The organism is Arthrobacter sp. M2012083 (assembly GCF_000281065.1).
Classification (GTDB): domain Bacteria; phylum Actinomycetota; class Actinomycetes; order Actinomycetales; family Micrococcaceae; genus Arthrobacter.
The window spans coordinates 14,299-34,081 of sequence record NZ_AKKK01000065.1; the positions used below are offsets into that span (position 1 = coordinate 14,299).

24 protein-coding genes are annotated in these 19,783 nt (G+C 62.2%); 8 read left to right on the forward strand and 16 right to left on the reverse strand.

Features of this window, described 5'->3' with window-relative positions; translation table 11 throughout:
• Positions 1–28: 28 nt before the first annotated feature.
• The 4 genes from A477_RS0120625 to A477_RS0120640 form a co-directional block, all read right to left on the reverse strand.
• Positions 29–322: a hypothetical protein gene (locus A477_RS0120625; RefSeq protein ID WP_017200746.1), complete on the reverse strand. Its 294-nt coding sequence runs from the start codon at positions 320–322 to the stop codon at positions 29–31.
• Positions 323–467: 145 nt separating this feature from the next.
• Positions 468–971, reverse strand: a complete 504-nt coding sequence (locus tag A477_RS0120630) for a GNAT family N-acetyltransferase (RefSeq protein ID WP_017200747.1) — start codon at positions 969–971, stop codon at positions 468–470.
• Complete coding sequence (locus A477_RS0120635; protein WP_017200748.1) at positions 972–1,643, reverse strand: O-methyltransferase; 672 nt, start codon at positions 1,641–1,643, stop codon at positions 972–974. It abuts the gene before it with no gap.
• A gap of 40 nt (positions 1,644–1,683) precedes the next feature.
• Positions 1,684–2,016 carry a thiamine-binding protein gene (locus tag A477_RS0120640; RefSeq protein WP_017200749.1) on the reverse strand — a complete coding sequence of 111 codons (333 nt, stop codon included), beginning with the start codon at positions 2,014–2,016 and terminating at the stop codon, positions 1,684–1,686.
• Positions 2,017–2,108: 92 nt separating this feature from the next.
• Between A477_RS0120640 and A477_RS0120645 the strand changes: the two genes are divergently transcribed.
• Positions 2,109–2,738, forward strand: coding sequence for a TetR/AcrR family transcriptional regulator (locus A477_RS0120645; RefSeq protein WP_017200750.1), 630 nt, complete (start codon positions 2,109–2,111; stop codon positions 2,736–2,738).
• On the opposite strand, the gene A477_RS0120650 is transcribed toward A477_RS0120645, so the two are convergent.
• The 4 genes from A477_RS0120650 to A477_RS0120665 form a co-directional block, all read right to left on the reverse strand.
• Positions 2,735–3,046 carry an AzlD domain-containing protein gene (locus A477_RS0120650; protein ID WP_017200751.1) on the reverse strand — a complete coding sequence of 104 codons (312 nt, stop codon included), beginning with the start codon at positions 3,044–3,046 and terminating at the stop codon, positions 2,735–2,737. The two genes, A477_RS0120645 and A477_RS0120650, sit on opposite strands and share 4 nt — an antisense overlap.
• Positions 3,043–3,801, reverse strand: a complete 759-nt coding sequence (locus A477_RS0120655; protein ID WP_017200752.1) for an AzlC family ABC transporter permease — start codon at positions 3,799–3,801, stop codon at positions 3,043–3,045. The genes A477_RS0120650 and A477_RS0120655 overlap by 4 nt, the downstream gene beginning before the upstream one ends.
• A complete protein-coding gene (locus tag A477_RS0120660) occupies positions 3,798–4,232 on the reverse strand; it encodes a DoxX family protein (RefSeq protein WP_017200753.1) in 435 nt (144 codons plus the stop codon). Before A477_RS0120660 ends, A477_RS0120655 begins: the two co-directional genes overlap by 4 nt.
• Before the next feature lie 62 nt (positions 4,233–4,294).
• Positions 4,295–5,182, reverse strand: coding sequence for a glycerophosphodiester phosphodiesterase (locus A477_RS0120665; RefSeq protein WP_017200754.1), 888 nt, complete (start codon positions 5,180–5,182; stop codon positions 4,295–4,297).
• Between the two features lie 50 nt (positions 5,183–5,232).
• Here A477_RS0120665 and A477_RS0120670 point away from each other — a divergent pair, with 50 nt between their 5' ends.
• On the forward strand, positions 5,233–6,579 hold the full coding sequence (locus A477_RS0120670; protein ID WP_017200755.1) for a DUF445 domain-containing protein: 1,347 nt from the start codon (positions 5,233–5,235) through the stop codon (positions 6,577–6,579).
• Positions 6,580–6,624: 45 nt separating this feature from the next.
• Complete coding sequence (locus A477_RS0120675; protein WP_017200756.1) at positions 6,625–7,053, forward strand: VOC family protein; 429 nt, start codon at positions 6,625–6,627, stop codon at positions 7,051–7,053.
• Between the two features lie 92 nt (positions 7,054–7,145).
• Here the strand turns inward: A477_RS0120675 and A477_RS0120680 are convergent, their stop codons facing one another.
• The 3 genes from A477_RS0120680 to A477_RS0120690 are packed head-to-tail and all read right to left on the reverse strand — an operon-like array spanning position 7,146 to position 9,513.
• A complete protein-coding gene (locus tag A477_RS0120680; RefSeq protein ID WP_017200757.1) occupies positions 7,146–7,940 on the reverse strand; it encodes a 5-oxoprolinase subunit C family protein in 795 nt (264 codons plus the stop codon).
• Between the two features lie 21 nt (positions 7,941–7,961).
• A complete protein-coding gene (locus A477_RS0120685) occupies positions 7,962–8,711 on the reverse strand; it encodes a LamB/YcsF family protein (RefSeq protein ID WP_017200758.1) in 750 nt (249 codons plus the stop codon).
• A complete protein-coding gene (locus A477_RS0120690; RefSeq protein WP_017200759.1) occupies positions 8,695–9,513 on the reverse strand; it encodes a hypothetical protein in 819 nt (272 codons plus the stop codon). The genes A477_RS0120685 and A477_RS0120690 overlap by 17 nt, the downstream gene beginning before the upstream one ends.
• Before the next feature lie 199 nt (positions 9,514–9,712).
• Here A477_RS0120690 and A477_RS23580 point away from each other — a divergent pair, with 199 nt between their 5' ends.
• Both A477_RS23580 and A477_RS0120700 read left to right on the forward strand, forming a co-directional pair.
• Complete coding sequence (locus A477_RS23580; RefSeq protein WP_017200760.1) at positions 9,713–9,877, forward strand: hypothetical protein; 165 nt, start codon at positions 9,713–9,715, stop codon at positions 9,875–9,877.
• 110 nt (positions 9,878–9,987) lie between these two features.
• On the forward strand, positions 9,988–11,292 hold the full coding sequence (locus A477_RS0120700) for an MFS transporter (protein WP_017200761.1): 1,305 nt from the start codon (positions 9,988–9,990) through the stop codon (positions 11,290–11,292).
• A 60-nt stretch (positions 11,293–11,352) separates the two neighbouring features.
• On the opposite strand, the gene A477_RS0120705 is transcribed toward A477_RS0120700, so the two are convergent.
• Both A477_RS0120705 and A477_RS0120710 read right to left on the reverse strand, forming a co-directional pair.
• The gene (locus A477_RS0120705) at positions 11,353–11,733 is read right to left on the reverse strand and encodes an META domain-containing protein (RefSeq protein ID WP_017200762.1); all 381 of its coding nucleotides are present in this window, start codon (positions 11,731–11,733) and stop codon (positions 11,353–11,355) included.
• Between the two features lie 362 nt (positions 11,734–12,095).
• A complete protein-coding gene (locus tag A477_RS0120710; protein WP_026005812.1) occupies positions 12,096–12,833 on the reverse strand; it encodes a GAF and ANTAR domain-containing protein in 738 nt (245 codons plus the stop codon).
• A 134-nt stretch (positions 12,834–12,967) separates the two neighbouring features.
• Between A477_RS0120710 and A477_RS0120715 the strand changes: the two genes are divergently transcribed.
• Complete coding sequence (locus A477_RS0120715; RefSeq protein WP_017200764.1) at positions 12,968–13,177, forward strand: hypothetical protein; 210 nt, start codon at positions 12,968–12,970, stop codon at positions 13,175–13,177.
• A gap of 176 nt (positions 13,178–13,353) precedes the next feature.
• Here A477_RS0120715 and ilvD read toward each other — a convergent pair whose 3' ends face one another.
• On the reverse strand, positions 13,354–15,216 hold the full coding sequence (gene ilvD / locus A477_RS0120720; protein WP_026005813.1) for a dihydroxy-acid dehydratase: 1,863 nt from the start codon (positions 15,214–15,216) through the stop codon (positions 13,354–13,356).
• Positions 15,217–15,302: 86 nt separating this feature from the next.
• Between ilvD and A477_RS0120725 the strand changes: the two genes are divergently transcribed.
• Positions 15,303–16,130: a helix-turn-helix transcriptional regulator gene (locus tag A477_RS0120725; RefSeq protein WP_017200766.1), complete on the forward strand. Its 828-nt coding sequence runs from the start codon at positions 15,303–15,305 to the stop codon at positions 16,128–16,130.
• A 31-nt stretch (positions 16,131–16,161) separates the two neighbouring features.
• On the opposite strand, the gene A477_RS0120730 is transcribed toward A477_RS0120725, so the two are convergent.
• Positions 16,162–17,271 carry a DNA alkylation repair protein gene (locus A477_RS0120730; RefSeq protein ID WP_017200767.1) on the reverse strand — a complete coding sequence of 370 codons (1,110 nt, stop codon included), beginning with the start codon at positions 17,269–17,271 and terminating at the stop codon, positions 16,162–16,164.
• A gap of 76 nt (positions 17,272–17,347) precedes the next feature.
• On the reverse strand, positions 17,348–18,631 hold the full coding sequence (locus A477_RS22650; protein WP_017200768.1) for an MFS transporter: 1,284 nt from the start codon (positions 18,629–18,631) through the stop codon (positions 17,348–17,350).
• Between the two features lie 225 nt (positions 18,632–18,856).
• Here A477_RS22650 and A477_RS0120740 point away from each other — a divergent pair, with 225 nt between their 5' ends.
• Positions 18,857–19,744, forward strand: coding sequence for a GDSL-type esterase/lipase family protein (locus A477_RS0120740; protein WP_044569397.1), 888 nt, complete (start codon positions 18,857–18,859; stop codon positions 19,742–19,744).
• Positions 19,745–19,783: the final 39 nt, after the last annotated feature.

Genomic DNA, 19,783 nt, shown 5'->3' on the forward strand with positions numbered 1-19,783 from the left:
GTCGTAGAGCTCAAACCTAGCTGCCTTGTTACCCGGCGCCGCCATCGGCGCCACCGTCGGCACCACCATCAGCGCCGCCGTCGTGGGCCCCCGGAACGCCAGCCGCGCCACCGTCTGCCGGGCCTTCGGCGCCACCGTCGGCACCACCATCAGCGCCGCCGTCGTGGGCCCCCGGGACGCCAGCCGCGCCACCGTCTGCCGGGCCTTCGGCGCCACCGTCGGCACCACCATCAGCGCCGCCGTCGTGGGCCCCCGGGACGCCAGCCGCGCCACCGTCTGCCGGGCCTTCCTGTTCGCGTGGATCCTGCTCTGGAATGGTCATGCTTCCTCCCGAGAATCGAATGGCGTACCCAGGCTCCGGTTATCGACGCCTGATTCCAAACCGGACGGTTGTCACCGACACCGCCCGTCATCACCATATCGACATGAGTCAGCTGTGGGAACAGCTCGCGAGCGTTGGGATTCCGCTAAGGCCCGACGGCGGGGCGCACCATCCGGTGTTCGGGCAGCGAGTACCAGGATGGGTCGCAGAGCTGGCGTTTGCCGTCCGGCACAAAACCGTTGCGGCGATAGAAAGCCTGGGCCCGGGGATTGTCGTCCAGCACCCACAAGTACGCCGCCCCATCGCCGATCAGCGCCTCCACCAACGCCTGCCCAACACCACGGCCATGGATGCGTTCCAAGGTGTAGAGCATGTAGAGCTCCCGTTCGCAGGGACCGTCCTCGTCCTGTCCGGGACCAGCTGCGCCGAGGCCAACCAGTTGGCCGTACGGATCGTGGGCCAGCATCCGGGTGTGGCCTGCAGCGATGAACGCCCGGTACCGTTCGATGCGCTCGGGCAACGCCGCTTCCTGTTTCTCGAAGAACTCCGGAGGCAGCAGATGCCCGTAGCTCTCCCTCCACGACTGAACATGCATGAGTGCCATGGCCTCGGCGTCATCCACCGTTGCCGGCCGAATCGTGAAATCCACTTACCGCACCCGGGCTATCGCAAAACCGTCCCAACCCTTGCTACCCACAGTTTGGATGGCGGTGGCATCGAGTCGCGGATCCTGCCCCATTCTCTCCAGCATGGCCACAATTCCTGGTGCGTTGACCTCGTCCCGTTCCGGCTCCAGGATGGCCCCATCCCAAACCACGTTATCCACCACGATCACCGTTCCCGGGTGACCGAGACGGATGGCCCAGTCGAGGTAGTTGGCGTCATTTTCCTTGTCGGCGTCGATGAACACGAAGTCGAACGATTCCTGGCCGGCCAAGGCCGGCAGGGTATCCAACGCAGCACCCACGCGAATGTCCACCTTGTGTCCCACTCCGGCAGCATCCAAATTGGCGCGCGCCACGTCGGCGTGCTTCTGGAGGAATTCGCACGTCACTATCCTGCCGTCGTCGGGCAGCCCCTGGGCCATCCACATGCTGCTGAAACCCGCAAGGGTTCCAATCTCGAGGACCCGCCGGGCCCCCGACATTTGAACCAGCATCCGCAATAACTTGCCCGCGTTGGGGGCTACTTCAATGGCAGGCATTCCTGCCTCAGCGGCGGAAGTCACGGCACGTTGATGGGCAGGATCAGGACGCACAACGACGTCAGTCAGGTAATGCTCGACGTCAACCCAACCGGGCTCGGCTCCGTGTTCAGTCATGGGCCCCAGTCTGGCACTCACCGCAGCTTGGGGAAAGGATCTAGTCCGTGGCGGAAATGGCTTCTTCCAAGCGCTCCACCTTGCCGGTCAGCTCTCCACTGTATCCGGGACGGATGTCAGCCTTGATCACCAGCGAGACGCGGCTGCCGTAGCGGCCAACAGCCTCCGTGGCGCGCTTCACGACATCGAAAACCTCATCCCATTCGCCTTCGATGGTGGTGAACATTGAATCCGTCTGGTTGGGCAGTCCGGACTCGCGGACGATCTTGACGGCGGCAGCGACGGCGTCGTGCACGGAGGCGTCGGGGGTGGGTCCGCCGTCAGTGGCGGAAGCGGGCTGGCCCGAAGGGGCGACAGAAAATGCAAGCAACATGAAATCCAGTGTTTCACGTGCCGGTTTGTCACATAACAACCTACTCCGGCGTAACAAGGGGCCGGGAGGCCTCCATTGCTACCCTGACAAGCATGGAACAGCCCTCTGAACGCAAGCCCCTCAGGGCAGACGCCGCACGTAATGTGGACAAAATCATCACCGCCGCCAGGCAGTGCTTCCGGGAACACGGCCCAGACGTACCCCTTCAGACCATCGCAGCCACCGCTGGAGTTGGCCCCGCAACGCTGTTCCGCAACTTCTCGGACAAAGAACAGTTGGTGCTTGCGGCACTGTCGCGCCAGCTGCGCCTCCATGTGGACCCGGTTGCCGCCGCCGCGGCTGACGGCATGGACGCCGCCGAGGGTCTCATCAACGTCATTGACGCCGTGATGAAGGTTGCCAGCGATGACGCGAACCTCCTTGACGCGGTCGCGGGCCGACGCGGCCTCCTCATGGGCATCACGGGCGGCCTCATCGGATCCATGGAGTTCCTGCTCAAACGCGGCCAGAGCCAAGGCACGCTGCGGCGCGATATCACCATCGAGGACATGGTCAGGCTGCTGGCAATGCTGATCGGCGCAGTGGACACCATGGAACCCGGATCCGAAGCGTGGAAGCGTCCCGTGGCGTTGATTGAGGATGCCATCCGGACCGAACGCCCCTCGCGACCGCTCCCCGAGCAGTCGGGTATCCCGGGCGTTACCTTCACCGAGGCTGTCTAACCCCAACCCAGCACCCGCAGCAATGCTGCGGCTGCTGCGCCTGAAATCACCACCACGAGGAACGGTGCCCGGAGCCAAAGCGCGACGGCAGCGGCCACCAAGGCGCCAATGCGGGCATCGAGAACCAGGCCTTGCCCTGAGGCCACAGCATTCACAACCGTCAAGGACGCCAGCAGGCCAATGGTCATGGTTCCGGCAATGTGCATGATGCGCGGGTTTTCAAGCAGTTTGGCGGGGACGAAGTAGCCCACCAGCTTGGTCAAATACGCCAGCGCACAGGCAATGAGGATCCAAAGCCAGAGGTTCATTTCTTGCCTCCGTGTTCACGCTGGTGCTTCTCTGCATACGGATCCACGTCCGGTTCAAGTCCCTCATCCATGCGTGCATGGCTGAACCAGCCGATGACGCCGGCCACGACTGCCGCCACCAGGATGGGAACTCCGGAGGGAACGAACGGCACGGCCAGGATGGTGGCGAGCGCACAGGCTGCGGCGATCGCCCAAGGTTCCCGGCCTTTCAGCCTCGGCCACAACAGCGCCAGGAACGCGGCAACGGCAGCCCCATCCAAGCCCCACTGTTTGGGATCGCCCATGGCGTCGCCTGCTAATGCACCAATGGCCGTGAAGATATTCCATAAGATGAATATTCCAATGCCGGCTGTCCAGAACCCGCGGCGTTGCTCGTCGGGATCAGACTGGCCGGACGCCGTCGCCGTTGATTCATCGATGGTTACGTGCGCGGAAACGTAACGTTTCCACCCCCCGGGGCGAAGCATGGCGTTGATCTGCATACCGTAGATGCCATTGCGCAAACCCAGCAACGCGCTGGCCGTCATGGCTGCCACCCCCGAGCCGCCGCCAGCGACTACGCCGATGAAGGCAAACTGCGAACCTCCGCTGAACAGCAGCAAGCTCAGCACCATCGTCTGCCAGAAGTCGAACCCGGACGCCACGGCCAATGCACCGAACGACACGCCATACAGTCCCGTTGCAATGCTGAGGGACAGGGCGATCTTGAACGCAGGAGACTCTCTGAGTTTCATCGAGGCCGAACTGGTGCTCATTTCCGCAGGCTCCAGGACCACAGAACGAGCGGAACCTGAAGGGGCAGGCGAACTGTGTGGATGCGACGTTCGGCCGCTGTGCCGTCGGGACCATAGGCACGTCGAAGTGCATCTATATGCCCTGCGAGGAATGCAGTAAACATCGCCGTAGTGGCATCCGCGGCAACCCTACGGGTGGCGGGGATCAAGAGTCCGACGGCGGCGGCCGCCTCCAGCAGGCCCGACGATGCAATCCATTCCTCGCGGGACATCACGGCCAGCGGACCGTTCGCACGGCTCCCGGGCTCATCCTTGCGGCACAAGTATTCCGGAACAACCGGGTAATAGAACTTGGGAGTACGGAAGTGTTTGGAGGCGCTGGCCAGGAGCAGTGCGCTCAAAGCTACTGCTGAGGTGGTTTGGGTTGCTTGTGCTGACCAGCGAAAAGACATGAGACCACTCAATCACAAGCGCGGTGCCCCCCAAAGCGAGACCCCGCTAAGTAGCACTTGACCTAGTTGGATACCATCAATTGCGCGAGCACCTGGGCCGGCTTGTTGGTGGTGATTTCGTGGATACCGAGACCTTGGCATAGGGCCACATCCTTCTCCGAGTCAACAGTCCACACCCGGAAGATGCGGCCTGACTCCAACCAGCGCTGAACGTTCCGTGCGTGCTCCCTCACGTAATCGATGCCCGGGCCGGCAATAGCTACTTCGCCTGCATCCAGGACGCGTTCGGCCTCGAGTTGAGTTGCCCGCATAACGTTCGCTACTGCGCCGCCGGTAAGGAAACCGAGGCCGAGCTCTTGCCGGATCTCTTTCACGGTGAAGTCGTCCACCAATTGGCAGATGTACTCCTTGGGAACGCTCTGCAGCAAACGCTGAACGGAGTCGGTGTCGAAGCTCATGAAGGAGATTCGGATGTTCTCCAACCGGGATTCCTCAGGCGTCCAGCCCTCCTCCTCGAGCAGGGCAAGGACACGGTCCTCCAGCTTCAGTCCGTAGGGGCTGGGGTGCTTGAGCTCGATGGCCAACCCAATGTCGCGCCCGGCCGCGCGGAGAATATCCAGCAGCTCCGGCAAGGTAAGGAACTGGTCAGCTACTCCCCCGTAGGCCTCCGGTATGCGGGCGCCCTTCCACGACGAGAAGTCCAAGGCCCGGAGCTGTTCAAGAGTGTGCTCACCAACCGGGCCCGTGCCCGTGGATGTCCGGTCCAGGTTCGCATCGTGCAGCAGCACCACCTGCTGGTCCCGGGTCAGGTGGACATCGCATTCAACACCGTCGGCGCCATCGGCAAGGGCCTTCAGATAGGCAGCCCGGGTGTGTTCGGCGAAGGCGGCACTGGCGCCGCGGTGGGCGTAGACCTTGGGTCGGCTCGGGGCGAAGTCGTCGCTAGTCATGCAGACACGTTAGCCCACGCCGCTGGACGCTCGGGGGCTACGCTGGGCTAATGCAGGTGAACTCTGAACAAATCCCAACCGAAGACGTCACCAACCCCGCTCCCACTGCCGGCGCCGCACCCGCACGAGGGGCATCCGCCGTCGTCGCTCCCTCCGCGGGAGATATGGAGAAAGCGGCCGCATTGCTCCGCATGAAACGGTTGGCCTTGGCGCTGCTGATCGCGATGGCGGTGATCTTCACCGTGGCGTTCGCGTTCCAGAAACAGTACCCGTGGCTCGAATACGTCCGGGCTGCGGCCGAAGGCGGCATGGTGGGTGCGCTGGCAGACTGGTTCGCTGTTACCGCGCTGTTCAAATACCCCATGGGCCTGAAGATCCCTCACACGGCCATCATTCCGCGTCGTAAGGACCAGATCGGGGAATCACTCAGCGACTTCGTTGAGAGCAACTTCCTGTCCCAAGAAGTTGTGCAGGAAAAGCTGGCAAGCATTGATATTGCCCGCAAGGCCGGTCACTGGCTGTCAGCGCCAGGCGGTGCCGAGCGCGTGGCCAAAGAAGGCGGCGCGGTGATTAGAGGCGCCTTCACAGTACTGAACGACGACGACGTCCAGACAGTGATCGAGGGCATGGTCCGCAAGCACCTCCTCACCCCGCCTTGGGGGCCACCGGTGGGCAGGATGGCCGAACGGATCTTCGCCGACGGCCACCACCACACCTTGGTTGACCTGTTGGTTGACCGGGCAGCCGACTGGGTGGACGCCAACCATGCAACGGTGAACAGGCTCGTTTCGGATCGCTCGCCACTCTGGGTGCCGACATTCGTTGACGGCTTGGTGGGTGACCGCGTCTACGTGGAACTGTCCAAGTTCGTCCGTGCAGTACAGGCGGACCAGAACCACCAGGTGCGGCAGTCGATCGACGCCTACCTGACTGATCTGGCCCAGGACTTGCAGCACGACCCCGCCATGATCGAGCGCGCGGAATCCATCAAGGCCCAGATCCTCGGAGATCCCGAGGTCCGCGAACTGGCGTCACGCACGTGGGGGACGGTCAAGACTGCGCTGCTGAACGCCGTCGACGATCCCGACAGCGAACTGAGCCAGCGTTTCAAGAGCGCCGTCCGGGACTTCGGCACTCGCTTGGTCAACGACGAAGAACTGGCCGGTAAGGTCAACACCTGGATCGGTGATGCTGCGGGCTATCTGGTGAATACGTACCGTTCGGACATCGCCGGGGTCATCTCAGACACCGTGGCCCGCTGGGATGCCGAGGAAACGTCCCAGAAGATCGAGCTGCAGGTGGGCAAAGACCTCCAGTACATCCGCATCAACGGAACAGTGGTGGGTGCCTTGGCTGGATTGGCGATTTTCACAGTGGCGCACCTGCTGTTTGGGTAATGGGCAGCACTAGAGCTATCCGATGGGCCTTGGTAGCTTCAACGCATGCCTATCAAACTTGAGAACGTCGGTATAGCTGTTCGCGATCTTGAGGAATCAATCGCCTTCTTCACGGATCTCGGCCTCACGGTACTGGGCAGGGACACGGTCAGTGGCGAGTGGGCGGATACTGCCGTTGGCCTGGATGGCAACCACGCCAAAATTGCGGTGCTCCAAACTCCGGATGGCAACGGTCAACTTGAGCTCTTCGAATACCTTCACCCGGACGCAATCGAGACGAACCCAACACTTCCCCATGAGATCGGAATGCACCGAGTCGCCTTCTCAGTTGACGACATCGACCAGGCCCTTGAGATCGCGGCAAAGCACGGATGCCATCCGCTGCGCGGTGTGGCGAACTATCAGGACGTTTACAAGCTGACGTATCTTCGCGGACCCAGCGGCATCCTGGTCATGCTGGCGCAGAAGCTTTAAGGGAGGCGTGTCCATGCTGAAGATGTTACTGAGGGGCTGCCGCCGGAGTACCCCTGGGTACCAAGCACTGGCGCCAATCAGGTCCATCCCGTTCAGCCCAGCAGGTGCACCATCTGACCAGGCCTGGCTTGCCCGATCAAGTCCAGGTCCTCGTCCCGGACCACAGCGATCACCGGTGACTCAGCAGTATCCGGATGGCCGGCCAGCGCGATAACAGGAAGGCCCGACGCCGGTAACAGGACAGAGCCTGATACCAGCGGCTGGGGTTGGGGTGCTTCACCGGTGGCATCCTCACAGGCCGCTGCAACATCGAGCGGCCGTCCCGCCAAACGCGCGCCTACCCGATCCGAATCCGGCGAGAGAATCCAGGGTTCGCTGGTCAAGCGAAGCCACGTGCCGGCGTCGTAATACCGGGCCCACGATCCGCGCGAAACCCTCGCAACCACAGGACGTTCGGGGTCCAAAGCACGCCGGGCAGGGTACGTCACCTCGGGAAAACGGTGCCCGTGCGGCCGACCAAGTGTCAGCGCCGCACCAGCTCGCAGCGACTCCGCCTGGGCCGAAATTCCACCTTGGATCCCCACGTAATATCGCAGACCAAACAGGGCAGGGCCGAACTCAAGCACTGCGCCGGGCGCCACCCGCACAGCCTTGTTGAGGGGCAGTTCTTTACCGTTGAGAGTCACCATGCCCTCGGCCCCGGTGACTGCCACGGCCGACCCCGTGACGAACCTCAACTTCAGCCCGCCCAACAGCACCTCAAGTCCGGCCGCAGAGTCCGGGTTACCCAGTAGGGCATTAGCCATGTGCATGGACGCGCGGTCCAGTACTTGCTCCGGGCCGAGAACATACGTGGCCGATCCCGGCTCCACCACTACCGCACCCATCGGTCCTCCCCAGACTCGGATTTAGGCGAACGCCTCAATCTGAACGCCGGCCTGCTCGAGGCCCTCCCGGACTGCGGCAGCCATATTCACCGCACCGGGCGTGTCGCCGTGGATGCACAGCGAATCGGCCAGCACAGGCACCACGGTTCCGTCGATGGCCAGCACTTCCTTGCGCGTTGCGAGACGCACGGCCTGGGCCACCACGGCGTCGGGATCATGAAGCACGGCACCTTCCTGGGTGCGCGGCACCAGTGTTCCGTCGGGCAGGTAGGACCGGTCCACGAATGCTTCACGGAACACCGGGTGCCCGGATTCCTCGGCAAGCGTCAGCCATGCCGAGCCCGGCAAGCCCAAGACCGGAAGCCCGGGGTCATAAGCGTGGACGGCAGCCACTACGGCTTCGGCCTGCTCAGCGTCCCGAACGATCCTGTTATAGAGCGCACCGTGAGGCTTCACGTAATCCACCGAAGCTCCCACCGCGTGGGCCATGCCGTCGAGGGCGCCAAGTTGGTACAGAACGTCACCGAACAACTCGTCAAAGGTCATGTCCAGGGAGCGGCGGCCGAAACCCGCCAAGTCCCTGTACCCCACATGGGCGCCGACGCGGACGTCCAGCTCGAACGCCGCACGGCAGCTGTCCAGCATGGTGAGGGGATCACCGGCGTGGAAGCCACAGGCCACGTTGGCGCTGCTCACGATGCGGAACATCGAGGCGTCGTCTCCCATGGTCCAGGAGCCGAAGGATTCCCCCAGGTCAGCGTTCAGATCCACCGGTACCGCCTTCCAGCGTCGTGTTGTTCAAGACATCCTTTGATGCGTTCGGGAGCAATTCGCCAGGGATAGTGTCCGGCAGCGGGCCGAATGCTTCCTTTGCGGTGGACACCACGGCACGGCCCATCATCAGGTTGCCCGCACCACCCACCACAGCGCCGACGCCGAACGGCAGGGCACGGCCGAGGAACGCAGTGCCTTGGCGTTTCAGGAGGTTCTTCAGGAAGGCGCGCTGGATGGAGTCGCGGATGACACCGAAGCCATTTCCGGGAATCTTCTTGGTAAGAGTGCGGCCCCATGCGTTGGTCACGCCCTTGCCGCGTCCTAGCGATTGTCCGCTCAGGGCGCCCAGCATGGATGTGCCTTCCTCGCCCAGCATGATGGCCATAACCATGGTTTGGGCACGGACAGGGTCAGTGAGCCGGATACCGTGGAGCTCCGCCAGGGACGACGCATACAGTGCGGTGGTCTCCAAAAAGCCCACCGTTGCGAGCGCGGAAAGTCCCAGCGACGCCGCGGTTCCAATTCCAGGCACGACGGCGGTGGCGCCCACTGCTGCACCTCCGCCGGATATGACCAGCAGGTAGTGGCGCTCGAGTTTGGCGGCAAGCTGCGCCGGTGAATCGTTGGGGTGCCTGCGTTGGAGCCTGCGAAGGTTGGCCAGGACCAGGGGTCGCTGGACTTCGACAGCCTTCAACAGCACATTGTGGACTCCGGGCTTGGCGTTGCCTTCGGCGTCAAACACTGCGTTGTGGGCTGTTTCTTGGGCGATCTTCACCGCCGGGTTGGGGCGCTTGGGCATCTTCACCTCTCCTTGGCAGTTAGTCGTTTCACGGGGAACTGCTGGCTTCAGCCTATGCCACACCCCCGCCCTGCCAGACCCGCTAAAGGCCTTATGTGGACAGTTTTCCGCGCAGAGCTGACCCCAAAACGGGGGTACTGCGGCGTAGACTGGGATGCATTCACGGAAGCAGTCCAAGCCAGGACAGGGAGTATCCGTAATGAAGGCGACAGACAAGACCGAGCATGTCCTGCGGCACCACACCGACGCTCCGGCGGAGGGTGAAACGGAAGGCTGGGTTTCGCACGATACCGGCATCCACAGCCAGGACGCCGCGGAAGGCCCGGACTTCGACGACGACGCCCCGCCGTCGGGCGCTTCATAACTTAGTTTCGTCCCGAACGTCGTCCCGGTCACCGGGGCCCATCAACCGGATGCCGGCCACGGCTCCAACGCGCCTTCCACAGCGTCAGTGCGCAGGTCTAGGCTAGTGAAATGGCCGCGTTGAGAGCGCTGCGTCCCTTTGCGCACCGGGAATTCCGGGTGCTGATTTCTGCGCTGTCCATCTCCATTTTCGGATCCGGCATGTGGGCAGTGGCGATGGTCTATGAAGTGATCCACCTTGGTGGGGGCCCGCTGGAACTGTCCTTGGTTGCCACCGCGGCCAGCATCGGACTGGTTGGTTTCGTGCTGGCTGGCGGAATCGCTGCAGACAGGCTCCCGCAAAGGCTCCTGATCATCGCCGTGGAAGGCGCCAACCTGGCAGTCATTGCCACGATTACAGGACTTGCCATGTTCAATGTCCTTCAACTGTGGCACCTCGCTATCGGCGCCTTCGTCCTGGGAGTGGGCCAGGCGTTCTTCTTTCCTGCATATTCGGCCATCCTTCCGCGCATCCTGCCCGCGGACGACCTCCTGGCAGCGAATGGCTTGGAGGGCACTGTGCGCCCGGTATTGCAGCAGGCGGCCGGTCCTGCCCTTGCGGGAATCCTTGTAGCGGCGTTGTCCCCGGCGCACGCCGTCGCAGGCGTTGCTGTCTGCCATTTGTTGGCGTTCGGGATCGTGAACTTCCTGAGCCGCCGGACGCTGGGTCCGAACACCCCCGGGCCGGGCGGGGCACCTGCAAAATCGTCCCTCTTCAAAGACCTGCGGGAAGGATTCAGCTACACCATCCGCACACCGTGGCTTCTCTGGACCCTGATTTGGGCTTGCCTTTCCGTCCTGTTCCTCATCGGACCCATTGAGGTGTTGCTGCCGTTCGTTGTTCAGGACCAGCTGGGCGGCGACTCGAGGATGTTCGGCTTTCTCCTGGCCATCATGGGCGTCGGCAGTGCCGTGGCTGCACTGGCAACGGCTTCCTTGCGCCTTCCCCGCCGCTACCTGACCGTCATGGTGTTGACATGGGGATTGGGGAGCCTGCCGGTTGCCGCCATTGGTTTCATGGACAGCTTCTGGATGCTCGGCGTTGCCATGCTCATTTTCGGAGTTACAGAGGGGATCGGAACTGTCATCTGGGGCACACTGCTGCAACGGCGGGTGCCACGGCACCTGCTGGGGCGGATTTCCAGCTTGGACTTCTTCGTTTCGCTGGCCCTCATGCCGGTATCCATGGCTCTCGCCGGACCGATCGCCGAGGTTGTCCCCATCTGGCTCATTTTCTTCATTGGTGGTTTGGCGTGCCCCATCATGGCCTTCGTGGCGCTCTTCGTCGCACGCATGATGACCGATGAGATCGAGAACCCCTTGACTTCGGAAACGCCCGATCCGGAATCTGCAGACACGCAGCCTGACTCTGTGTAGCGTGTGCACTATCCCAGGAAGGACTTACCTTGGTACCTCTCGGTGCCGCCGACGAAGTAGCTACTTGCCGGCAGCCAGCGTGCCGATCTCATCCCCGCCCTGGCCGAATACCGCTAGCTTTCCGTCTTCCTGGATCCTTGCCGTGGAGGCGTTCGACAGCCACGTATCGACGCCCTCGCAGGCCATGCGGGTAGAGGCGAACCCCCCGAACGCGATGGTTTTGCCGTCCTCTTTCCAAGATCCCATAAGCCTGTTGCAGCCATCAGTTCCGGCCGCACTCCCATCCGCTTTCAGCTCAAGGGAGGGTTGCTTGGGGTCGCTGGTGTCACCCCAGACACCCACGAAAGGACTGGTGCCGCTTCCCATGCAGCCTGCCAACAAGGCGGCTGCAGCAATCGCAAGGGAAACGACGCGGGCGGTGCGAGTCCGGGTCTGCGCCATGCGGTCAGTCTAGGTTCACTTCTCCGGAATCCACCAGAGTCCGGACGAACTGCCTGTGGACTTCTGGTGGGACTCATGACCCCCGGATCGTGCGGTCGGTCGCGACTCAGACGGCCGACCGCACTAGCCCGGTTTACGCAATGATGGCGCCCCGGGCGGGCCCCAGAACCCGCCACACCCATCACTGCTAACTGCGTCGATGAACCGCAACGCAGCCGAAAAGGGCAACGGCGCTGTATGCGGTTCAAACGACATGGGCATTGGATATGTGCTTTGAGCTGCGGAAACGTGACGCGGCGTTTCGAGAAATATTTCAGCGACACTTTTCTGAGCCGGGGCCCCTACGGCACCAGTCCGATGGCTCAGTCGTCAAAGCGCAGCTGGTTGTCACTGCTGCCGCTGAGGTTGGCGATAATTTCCGAGGCGACTGCATAAAGTTTTTGGTTTCGATGGCTTGAAGCCTTGGTCAACACACTGAACGCCTCGTCCTGACTGCAACGATTCTGGGCCATGATGACGCCGCAGGCAAGGTCGATGACTGTCCTGGAGGACATCGCCGTTTTCAGGTCCGCATTGAGCTGCTCCACGGTTTCGATCCTGATGGCCAAACGCAACGTACTGCCGGCGACATCAGCGAAGGCTGCGGCTTCAGCAATCACTGTATCCGTGAAGGTTCCCGCCGTGGGAGCGAAAAAGTTGATGACCGCTTCAGATGTCTCTCCCAGGTCCATGGGCACGCCCAAGGCGCTGTGGACTCCTTCGGCCGCCAAAGCCTTGCTGTATAACGGCCATTTGGTGTCAGTGGCAACGTCTGCCAGCAGCACCATTCGGCCAAGATCCAAGGCTTCAAGGCAAGGGCCCTGCCGAAGTTCCTGTTCAATTTTGTCCAGGTGCACGGCCCTCTCACTGCTGCCTGCGACAGTAGCGGTTCGTTTGCGTCTGCGCAATGTCAGGGCGCAGTCGATGTTTTCACCGGCCACCTTGCTCATCGCATCGCAGGCGAAGCTGGTCACGCCGTTGAGAATTCCGTGGATGTCGGAACTACCGACCACCAGCTCATGCAGGCTTCTGATGTGTTCGGCGTTTCCGGTGGGTTCCATGAGCCTAATCGTAGGAACACTTCGGCTTCCCGTCACCCATTGCCCCGGAAACAGAGCAAGGGGTACAGTTCGAAAATAAGTAACCTGATTAGTTCCCTCGAGAGCGACCCGCCGCTTGGAGCGGGAAATCTGCCATGGAAGATCCACGTCGAACAGCGCGAAAGCTCATACGAAGCCGGACCATTGACCTTGAAGCCCTCTGGATCAAGTACTGGGCCCACGGCGGAAATGCCTCCATCTTTGAACTCGATGCCTACATCTTCGAAATCCAGGAAGGGCACCCCTTCGAGCTGCGGATCTTGTCATGGGCTCTTGAGGACCTGGGGGTCGACGCCGCCCTTTGAAGGGACAGCATGCCCGGTCGTTTCGGCACTCGGAACGATCATCGCCCTGATGGGCTCAGTGGTTTTCTCCTGGGTGGCCTTGTGACTCAACTTGTGCGGAACTGCTGGGCTTGGCGGGAATCCGGGTGGAGGACCCCGCCAAGCTTGAGGGCGTGCGCTCGGGCGCTGGAGGAAGCCTAGAGGTTTTCCACCAGCGAAACGTCGCGGACGGCGCCCTTGTCTGCTGACAGGGCCATGGCCGCGTAAGCACGGAGCGCGGGAGACACGTGGCGTTCGCGGTCCTTCGGCTTGTAGCCGCCGTTGACCTCCAGTTTTTCGCGTCGTTCGGCAAGGATCTCGTCCGAGACCTGCAACTGGAGGGAACGCTGGGTGATATCGATGCTGATAATGTCGCCGTTCTCCACCAGGGCGATGGCACCGCCGGAGGCAGCCTCCGGAGAGATGTGCCCGATCGACAGGCCGGAGGTACCGCCGGAGAAGCGGCCGTCCGTGATCAGGGCGCACTTCTTTCCCAGGCCGCGGCCCTTCAGGAACGAGGTGGGGTAGAGCATTTCCTGCATACCCGGCCCGCCTCTGGGCCCTTCGTAGCGGATGACCACCACGTCGCCTTCCTTGATGGTCTTGTTCAGGATCTTTTCCACGGCTTCGTCCTGCGACTCACACACAACGGCTGGGCCTTCGAAGGTCCAGATGGACTCGTCCACACCTGCGGTCTTCACCACCGCGCCGTCCACAGCCACATTGCCCCGCAGCACAGCCAGGCCGCCATCCTTGGAGTAAGCGTGCTCCACGGAACGGATGCAGCCATCCTCAGCGTCGGTGTCCAGGGAGGTCCACTGGTTCGACTGCGAGAAAGCTGTGGAGGAGCGGACGCCGCCTGGAGCGGCGTGCCATAGTGCCTCCGCCTCCTCGGTGGCCTTGCCGCCGCGGATGTCCCAGTCGTCCAGCCAGCCATCCAAATCGTTGGAATGTACGGAGTGGACGTTCTTGTGAAGGAGGCCGCCGCGGTTCAGTTCACCCAGCAGTGCGGGGATGCCCCCGGCACGGTGCACATCTTCCATGTAATAGGTCTTGTCCCCGGCGACGTTCGGGGCCACCTTGGCCAAGCAGGGCACCTGACGGGACTTGGCGTCCATCTCGGCCAGGCCATAGTCCACGCCCGCCTCCTGGGCCGCGGCCAGCAGGTGCAGGATGGTGTTGGTGGAGCCGCCCATGGAGATGTCCAGGGCCATGGCGTTGTCGAAAGCCTCGGCAGTTGCGATGGAGCGCGGCAGCACGGAGTCGTCGTCGCCGTCGTAATAGCGCTTGACGAGCTCGACGACGGTGGCGCCGGCCTTCTCATAGAGCGCCTTACGTGCGGTGTGCGTCGCGAGCACAGAGCCGTTGCCCGGGAGGGCAAGGCCGATTGCCTCGGCAAGGCAGTTCATCGAGTTGGCGGTAAACATGCCAGAGCACGAACCGCAGGTGGGGCAGGCGTTCTCTTCGATGAGGTTGATGTCTTCATCGGAAATGGATTCATCAACAGCGTCGGCAATCGCGTTCACCAGGTCCAGGGACCGTACGGAGCCGTCGGTCAGGGTCACGCGGCCGGCTTCCATGGGACCGCCGGAGACGAACACTACGGGGATGTTCAGGCGCAGCGCGGCCATAAGCATGCCCGGGGTGATTTTGTCGCAGTTGGAGATGCAGACCAACGCGTCTGCGCAGTGTGCGTTGACCATGTACTCGACGGAGTCGGCGATCAGGTCGCGGGACGGCAGCGAGTAGAGCATGCCGGAGTGGCCCATGGCGATGCCGTCGTCCACGGCGATGGTGTTGAACTCGCGCGGCACGGCGCCGGCGGCGAGGATCGCGTCGGAGACGATCCGGCCCACGGGGGCAAGGTGGGTGTGGCCGGGGACGAATTCGGTGAAGGAGTTGGCAACGGCGATGATCGGTTTGCCGATGTCCGTGTTGGCAACGCCGGAGGCGCGCAGCAGTGCGCGGGCGCCGGCCATGTTGCGGCCATGGGTAACTGTTCTTGAGCGTAGTGCAGGCATGGATACCATCCTGCTGTTCTTCTACGGTTGGCGGAAGACGGTGCTGCTACTAGTAGTGAAAGTACCAGAGTAATAGTGTTGAGTTCGTGAAAGATGAGAGACGCAAAGAACTGGGGCTCTTCCTGAGGACCCGCCGAAACCAGGCCCTTCGTTCGGACTATGGACTGCCCCCCGTGGGTCGTTCCCGCGAGCGCGGCCTCCGTCGGGAAGAGATCGCGTTCCTCTCCGGGGTCAGCGTCACTTGGTACACCTGGCTGGAGCAGGGCCGTGACATCAGCCCCTCACGCCAAGTCCTGGAAGCCGTGGCCCGAACGCTGCATCTTTCCGACACCGGCCTGAGCTACGTGCTCTCCTTGGGCGGATACTCGTCGGCGCTCCCCAAAGGACCAGTGGCGGCCGATGCGCCCGCGCATGTGCAGCGCCTGCTGGACGCCCTGGACCCCAACCCTTCTTACGCCTTGTCCCCGGACTGGGGAATCGCCGGATGGAATCGCGCTTACGAAGCGCTCTATCCCAACATCGGGACGTTCGACGCCTCGGACCGGAACCTTCTGTGGCTCGTCTTCACCGACCCCTACATCCGTGACCTGCTGCCCGACTGGGACGTCACCAGCAAGCGCTTCCTGGCTGAGTTCAGGGCCGAAACCGGGCAGCGCCTGGGCGACCCCGATGTGGAGTATCAAGTAGGCCGGCTCAAGGACGCGAGCCCGGAGTTCCAGGAAAGCTGGGACCGGTACGACATCCTCGGCTTCGAATCCCGCGAGCGGCAGTTCCACCACCCCGCAGTTGGCGTCCTGCACATGGAGCACCACCAGGTCTCACCCTCCGACCGGCCCGACCTTCACATCGTCGTTTACACGCCGGCGCCGGGGAGTGATGCGGGCGAGCAGATGCAACGGCTGATGGGGATCTGATGCACATCCGGGGACCCGGCGGGGCGTGCTTTTAGCCAAGCTCCCTCTTGTCGAGGACGAAATTCGCCGGCACCGACGCGACGCCGTTTGCCTGGACTACTACATAGTGCTCCCCCGGGTAATAGGAACGGGTTGTGATTGGGCGGAAGGAATGTGCTTTTGTGACAGTGGCTGTCTCACCTGGCCCAATACGGCGGGACGTCAGCTTGAAAGTTTTAGCGCTTACCGTGCCATTGGCCCGCTGGAAACCGATGGAATAGTCGATGGCTGCTTTAGCGGGCCGGGGGCCTTCATTCACCACCTCGGCTGAAAATTCCACAGTTCCGCCCCATGCCACTGAAGTGTGAAGGATTCGAGGCTCCATAACCACGAGCTGGCCGCCCGAGAAGCCCAGGAGGGCGAGCGCGTCCGGATTACCTTGCTTGACGAGCGTCCTGAGTCCATGGCGGATCACCTTGGGCGTGGTGTCGTCGGGTTTTTCCGACCATCGGCGCGCAGTAGCTATCACCAGCTGCGGATCGATCCGGCTCAGATCATTGAGATGGTTCGCCGCTGAACGTCGAACGTATTCGACACGATCTTGATAGGTGGCATCGAGGATCCCCTGCGTTGCTGCTGGGTTGGCCACCAGCCAAGGAACCCTTTTGGCCCACGGCAAGTAAGCGCGAGAGCCCTCGGTAGCGAGCCGGCGGACGTTTTCGTCGTCGTGATTCGTCCACGTTTGCATGGTGGCGATAGCTCGTTCCGGCCGGGCAGCTATGAGGTCACGGATGGCGAACTCTCCCGTTAGCCTCCCGGTCAGGCGGGACAGGACCGTAAGAGCGGCGTCAAAGTCCGCGAGCGACCCCGATTGCAGTGCCCTGCCGGTCACCACCTCGGTAGCCGGCCACACCATCCAACCCGTAAACCGAGGGTCATCGAGCGCATCGAGCATGATCCCCTGGACCGCGGGGTAACCGGCCGGCAAATCATCAAGGAGCGCGTCCCTGACGATATCAACCCGCTGCCGGAGGCGTTGCCCGTCAAACGAGCCACGTGAGCGCTCCAATGTTGGCAGCGCAATGTTGGGTTCGGCACTCGTGAGTATGGATCGCAGTTCAGCTACAACACTGGAATTGATCAGCTCATCCATGGCGCCCATACGTTTCCTCCTTCGCCGGTTTTGCCATCGTAGGCGATGGGGTGACATCGAACGCGCGCTGGCCAAAGCCGTGGGACTAGCCCTTGGGCGGGGCAGCGAGGGGTTGCTTGTCGAGCCGGGACGATTCGGGACCTGTAGTCTTTTCGGCTGTAATCCGCCCTAGGACCAGTATCAACACCAAGGCCACAGTCACAGGTACACACACAGAGAGAACAATGGTGCCGGTATCCCCGCCAAGGCCGATCAGAATGCCGCCGAATATCGGACCCACCACGGATCCGAGTCGCCCCAATGACGCTGCCCACCCTACCCCCGCGGTCACAGTTGCTTGAGGGTACAGAGTCACTGCCACAGCCGCCTGGCCGATCATGCCGGCTTGGAGCCCAAGACCGACGCCCCCGAAGACAATCAGCAACAGCGCCTTGTCCGGACCGAGGAATGCGGAAACGACGAGGAACCCGACCGCGGCTGCTGACGTGCAGGCCAAAACCGAAGTCATCCGGCGTCGACGTGATCCCAGAATCAGCACACAGGCTCCAACGATGCTTCCTACGCCCAACGCCGCCGATCCCAAGGGCGCCAGATCAAGGCCGAAACCGTAGCTCGTAAGCAGGGTCGGCAGCCACGATGAGAATACGTAGTAAACGGCGAAGATAAGGAATGAGAATGACCACAGGAGAAGCGTTCTGCTCCGTACGGGTCCATCGAAAAGGCGGGAAACCGCGGCGTGGCGCTTGGCCTCCGAAGGATCCAAGGGAGTGATCGACGCGTGTTTGCCTGATAGGCCGACCCATAGGAACGGCAAGAGCACACCGGAGGCGATGGCTCCGAGAATGAAAACCCATTCCCACCCGAGCGCATTTGTAATGATGCCCCCGCCGAGTCCAGCGATGAGGGCCCCGAATGAAATACCTGTCATCACGACTACTGCAATCGATTGGCGCAAACGTGACGGATTGACGGCAGTCGCATGTGAGACAGCCGCAGGGAGCACGGCCCCTAACCCCAGCCCTGTCACGAAACGAAGGACCGTCAGCTCCACCATTGAACCTGACCATGCCGTCAGCAGCGAACCAATCGTGAAGAGTAGAACGGCGGAGAAGATGACATTCCTTGTGCCCAGTTTTGCTACTAAGCGTCCTACCGCCATGTAACCGAGAGCCACCCCGGCACTCGTAAACGCGAGGGCCGGGGTGAAATGGGCGGGCCCAACTCCCCATTCCTTGGATATCGACGGAATGGACACTCCGAGTGCGACCGTGTCGTAGCCATCGAGCACCACAGCGGCAAATGCGAGGCAAAGTACCCACCAGTTCGGTTTGATCTCATCCTGCATTCCGGGTTTGCTCATCGTGTCCATAGGACGTCCTTAAAGTTGGGCTTCTCAGTCGAAGCAGGGTGTGTCGCCGGGGAACCAGCGAAGCGCATAAGTACTCATTTCCTTGGTGGAAGATATCTTAGCATTGTGATTCTTTAAAGTGACTTATTTCACGCAAGTGTGTGCACTTTGCCACGACATAAGGAAAATAGCCTCCAGATGGCAGTAGCTGTACAAAAAATCCGGAATTCGGCGCACTATGGAGGCATGAACGCTCCCGGTGCCAGCGGTTTGGCGCAGGGTGGTTCCGGTAGCTTCGGGGCTGGCCTGCACCCGTGGAGCCGTTATGTGGCGCTGGGCGACTCGTTCACGGAAGGTTTGGGCGATCCTGAACCGCGCAGCCCCGGAGGCCTCCGCGGCTGGGCGGACCGGGTCGCGGAAGAATTGAGCACCGGTCACGAGGATTTCGCCTATGCGAACCTTGCCATCAGCGGACGGCTGCTTCACCAGATTCTCGAAGAGCAGGTAGGCCCTGCTATCGAGCTTCAACCTGATCTGATCACCCTCAACGCCGGCGGCAATGACCTGCTCTTCCATAGGAGCGATCCGGACAAGCTTGGCCTTGAGCTGGACGCGGGTGTGGAAAGACTGGCATCCACCGGTGCCACCATCGTGCTCTTTACCGGCCCGGACTGGGGCGCGACGCCTGTGCTGGGCCGCACCCGAGGCAAGGTGGCCATCTACAACGAGAACATCCGGGTAGTCGCCACCCGCCATGATGCCGTGATCGCGGACCTCTGGGCACTCCGCCAGCTAACGGATCCCCGGATGTGGGATCCGGACAGGCTACATTTCTCTCCACTCGGTCAACACACCATCGCCACTATGGTGCTGGACACCCTCAACGTTCCGCACTCCTTGGAGCCGTTGACGCCCAAACCCCTACCGGAGCGGAACTGGCGTGAGGCGCGGGTGGGGGACATCATCTGGGCGCGGGAACATCTCTTTCCATGGGTGGTTCGTCGCCTGACGCAGCGAAATGGCGAGGACGGGCACCAACCCAAAAGACCTGAGCCCGGGCCTGTCTTCGGCGCCGGCATGCCTCCAGGGGCATATATAGGCAAGGGCTCGGGACACACCCCCGATCAGGCATAACCCAGCGACTATCAGGCGGCGTCGCTATGGAGTCCGTCA